Consider the following 3949-nt stretch of genomic DNA (forward strand, 5'->3'; position numbering starts at 1 on the left):
CTCTCGCTCGTATCGTAATTGGATATGAGGAGTTCCGCATACTGACAGCCGCCGTCGTATCTCTGCGCCAGATTATTCAGTCTGCTGATCTCCTCAATGTGAATATTAGGCTTATCCCATATCTCACGGATTTCTGGACAGTCATTGTAGGAAACAAGAAACTTGCCCTTGATATCCATTAGCGAATCCCTGAGCCTAATATGATCCTTGGTTTTAAAACCAACGTCTTTGTAGTAGTTTTCAGTTGCAAAGTACGGCGGATCGCAATAAAAAAAGCTGACAGGGCGGTCGTACTGCCTGATGAGCTTTTCAAAATCCTTGTTTTCAACTACTACCTTCTGCAATCTCCTTGCCGCCAAGTCTATCATCGGAAAATCCGACCATATTGAATGCGGCTGACTTCCAAAGCTGTCAAGTCCACTTGCGTAGCTGTATCTAATAAGTTGATAAAACTTTGCCGCCCTGTCAACATCACGAAATCTGCTGAACAGACCTCGCTTGTGAAGACTAGCAATCCAATCGAAATCTTCACGAGAATCGAGGACATACCGTAGTTTGTATTTCAGCTTATTCGGCTTGTCCCTGACACAGCGATAAAGATTGGCAAGATTTCCGTTAAAATCGTTGTATACCTCAAAATCCATACCGGGCGGCTTGCGAAAAAGCACCCAGCCCGCCCCTCCGAAAACCTCGATATACCGTTCATAGTAAGGAGGAAAGCGAGCAAGCACGTCGTCCCTGAGAGCTTTTTTCCCTCCCACCCATGACATAAAACTATTCATGTTTTTCCTTTCTGCCGTATGCCAATGACAGAAAGAAAGTCGCTTTGCTAATTACAGAAGTTTTCTGTCATTGGCAAAACGACTTAATTAAATATTAGATTTTACGCTTAAATATTTGATTTTACGCTGTTTTCAACCCTTGATGATCGGATCGACGTAGCTGAAAATTATTCTTTTCTGGTCAAGATAGCCGTTGGCTTTATTGACCTCGTTGCACAATTCCTTGTACTGCCTTTCCGAAAGTACGGGCTTTGTGGCTCTCAGCATTGCAGGAATACTGCCGAGACAAAACTTGAAGTCCACTTTAGCTTTAATTCTGTTTGTGTGCATCACTTACCTCCTTGTCCAGACGTGCGATCTCTTTTTCAGCAGACTTAAAAGCCACGGCAAGAGAACCTATCGTTGTTCCGATGATAACACCTATCATCATTCCAATGAACAAATACGTCATTTACATCATCTCCATTTCCATATCCTCATCTTCTGTCTGTTCATCATCGATAGAAGTGATCTCAACATACTCGCCGATAACATTCAAGGCCTCATAGTAACTGCTCGAAGATGTTATTCTGCTGCACATTTCCTTTGCCTCATCATACATTCCGTTCCTTTTCAGCGTTTTTGAGGCTATGCCCATAAGATTGAATATATTTCCGTCCTGACCTATCAGCGGACATTTTGGCTTTTTGGACATCACGACATCTCCTTTCCGTAATATTTTCTCAGCAGACCTATGATAAAAAGCTGACCTTTTCCCGTAACAAACGTCTGCTGATAGGTCTTTGTCATAGTCGGAGTTTCAAAAACCGACTCCTTAACAGCAAAATATCCGCAGTCGATAAAAGTCTGATAGGGGAGATTGTTTGCCATAAGCACGCCTTTTCCTTTCAGCCAGCCGTAAAGCTTGTTTCTGCCAACGGGGATATTTTCCGCTCTCGCAAGCTTTGCCATTGCGTTCATGTCGATAAGATTATCGGTATTTGACACCTGATTCGCAAACTCCACCAGCGGCTGATCGTGGCGGATACGTTCATTCAGCTTGTTGATAATGGTCATTTGAAGTCGGAACAGGTCACGGTATGGCTCGTCGAGAAAGGGGAGATAGTTTTTGATGAACATATCCTCGTTGGAAACGTAGCCGCCGGTGCGTCTGATGGTGGGGAGGACTTCGGCGGTCACCCAACGCCTGAACTCTTTGGCTCTCGGCATTTTGCTTGAGAGAACTAAGCTGTAAAAGCCGCTTTCATTGATAATAGTGGTCTTGCTCTTGTAATTTGAACCACTGTCGGAAATCACGACGGTGGTTTTATCCTCGGTATCCACATGACGTGAAAGAGCGTCCCTTGTGTTGGAATACCCTAAAATTTCCGCAACATCTTTTCCTACAAGCCACGGTTCGCCGTCCTTAATGACTGTTCTCACTTTTCCGAATTCCTCATTTTCAAATATTTTTATCATATTCTTCATTTGCGTTTTCCTCCTCGTCAAATTTCAGTAAATTTCTTGCAATAGCTTCAACCACATTTACCGTAATTGAATTTCCTGCCTGCTTGTAAAGCTGTGCGTCTGACATTCCGGTTGCCGCCACCTTGTTGAACTGCTCGTCTGTAAACCCCTGCAAACGCCAGCATTCCAAAGGCATGAGCCTGCGGATATATCCGCAGTAGATCACCCCGTGTTTATCGGTGACAGTTATCGTAAACATCGGCTCGTTTGGAAGTTTAAATCTTCGCCCTTGCTGACGAACTTTCTCCTTTTCGGGAGTAAGCACCGCAATCGGATCGCTAATCACGATCACCCCCGACTTTTCTCCTTTATGGTGACCTATACCGCTGTCCTGCCTTGACGTTATGCACCTCGCAAGCTCTGTAACTTTCGGTTCGGGATTCATATCGATACACATAGCGTAATATCCCTGATTACAGCTTGTTGTCAGCGTGTGTGCTACATCGTGACCTCGTCTTGAATTAATGTTAGGGTAGGCAAGATCAATACTGTCGCCGGGCAATGCTAACTGATAGCCCGACTTGGTTTTGACCTTGATCGGAAGTCCTATGATCTCGTAAAGTCCTGTCTTTCCTCCGAAACCTCCTGCAGTTCCCGTAAGCGTTATGCTCAGTCCGTCGGCGGAGTACACTCTGCAGCCCTCCCGTCCGGGTATGCGTTGTACAAGAGTTTTTGGATTTGCGTCCGTGAAAGACAATACTTTTCCGGCGCATTTTTCTCTAAGAAATCCGATAATGAACACTCTTTTTCGGGATTGGGCGACTCTAAAATTTGCGCTGTTAAGCACCTGCCATGCGACATCGTACCCCAATTCGTCCAGCGAACCAAGGATGGTCGCAAACGTCCTGCCTGAGTCATGCGATAACAATCTGGGTACGTTCTCAAGCAGCAGATATTTAGGTTTTTTAACGGCAGCGATTCTGGCAATTTCAAAGAACAGAGTTCCTCTTGCGTCGTCAAATCCGCCCCTTTTTCCAGCGATTGAAAAGCTTTGGCAAGGGAAGCCTCCGCATATAAGGTCGAGATCAGGCAGCTCTTTTGGGTCGATTTTTCTTGCGTCATCATAAAACACCTCACCTTCTGTATCATACAAAGTTTCATAGGCTTTCTTTGCATACTTATCTATCTCGCAGTAACCGACGCACTTGAATCCGCCTGCTTTTTCAAGCCCTGAGCGAAATCCGCCAATGCCTGCAAAGATATCGAAATATTTTATCATTTATCACCGATCCTTTCTTGTTTGTGTAATAAAAAAACGGCTAAGTCTTTTTCAAAACTTAACCGTTACATTGACATTTCCATTTCTTCGGATTCTTCAATTTCCTCTGTTTCCGTAATTTCGTCATTCAGAGCATTTTCTTCTGCTTGCTCGTCTGTCTGAGCTTGTTCCTGATCGATTTTATGGAACTGATCCACATCGGGGATAACCCCAAGCGTTCTTCCGTTGTCAAATTTACAATGCAGAGTTCCTGCATCGTCCACAAATTGAACTATGCCTTTAGTACCTGGTGGAATCGGACGGGGATCGTTATCCATACTGTCAAGGCATATCCGAGTTCCTTCGGGATATCTCTGCCTGAGCATTTCTACCTTCTTTTCGTTGTAAATCATATAACACCTCACATCGTCATTCCCATATCGGGTTCTTCGGTCATGTCCTC

6 protein-coding genes and 1 pseudogene are annotated in these 3949 nt (G+C 44.5%); all 7 read right to left on the minus strand.

The genetic code is table 11. The features are described 5' to 3' along the window. Positions 1 to 770, minus strand: a 770-nt coding sequence (locus tag DW938_RS14210) for a DNA adenine methylase (protein ID WP_147342410.1), incomplete at its 3' end; no start/stop codon positions are given. 144 nt (positions 771 to 914) lie between these two features. Continuing rightward, positions 915 to 1112, minus strand: a complete 198-nt coding sequence (locus DW938_RS14215; RefSeq protein ID WP_117898196.1) for a hypothetical protein — start codon at positions 1110 to 1112, stop codon at positions 915 to 917. After that, complete coding sequence (locus DW938_RS14905) at positions 1093 to 1233, minus strand: hypothetical protein (protein ID WP_181979797.1); 141 nt, start codon at positions 1231 to 1233, stop codon at positions 1093 to 1095. The genes DW938_RS14215 and DW938_RS14905 overlap by 20 nt, the downstream gene beginning before the upstream one ends. After that, a pseudogene (locus DW938_RS14220) lies at positions 1234 to 1470 on the minus strand (hypothetical protein); the annotation flags it as partial. Between the two features lie 5 nt (positions 1471 to 1475). Further along, complete coding sequence (locus DW938_RS14225) at positions 1476 to 2249, minus strand: phage antirepressor (protein ID WP_118125570.1); 774 nt, start codon at positions 2247 to 2249, stop codon at positions 1476 to 1478. Then, positions 2224 to 3507: a DNA (cytosine-5-)-methyltransferase gene (gene dcm / locus DW938_RS14230; RefSeq protein WP_118125572.1), complete on the minus strand. Its 1284-nt coding sequence runs from the start codon at positions 3505 to 3507 to the stop codon at positions 2224 to 2226. The genes DW938_RS14225 and dcm overlap by 26 nt, the downstream gene beginning before the upstream one ends. 65 nt (positions 3508 to 3572) lie before the next feature. Beyond that, on the minus strand, positions 3573 to 3949 hold a 377-nt coding region (locus tag DW938_RS14235; RefSeq protein ID WP_242992562.1), incomplete at its 5' end, for a DUF4314 domain-containing protein.

It is taken from the genome of Ruminococcus sp. AM43-6 (assembly GCF_003461785.1).
GTDB lineage: Bacteria > Bacillota > Clostridia > Oscillospirales > Ruminococcaceae > Hominimerdicola > Hominimerdicola aceti.

Bases quoted from the DNA above. Each gene is read 5' to 3' on its own strand.
- DW938_RS14905 (WP_181979797.1), bottom strand. From the start codon at position 1,233: ATGACGTATTTGTTCATTGGAATGATGATAGGTGTTATCATCGGAACA.
- DW938_RS14215 (WP_117898196.1), bottom strand. From the start codon at position 1,112: ATGCACACAAACAGAATTAAAGCTAAAGTGGACTTCAAGTTTTGTCTC.
- DW938_RS14225 (WP_118125570.1), bottom strand. From the start codon at position 2,249: ATGAAGAATATGATAAAAATATTTGAAAATGAGGAATTCGGAAAAGTG.
- dcm (WP_118125572.1), bottom strand. From the start codon at position 3,507: ATGATAAAATATTTCGATATCTTTGCAGGCATTGGCGGATTTCGCTCA.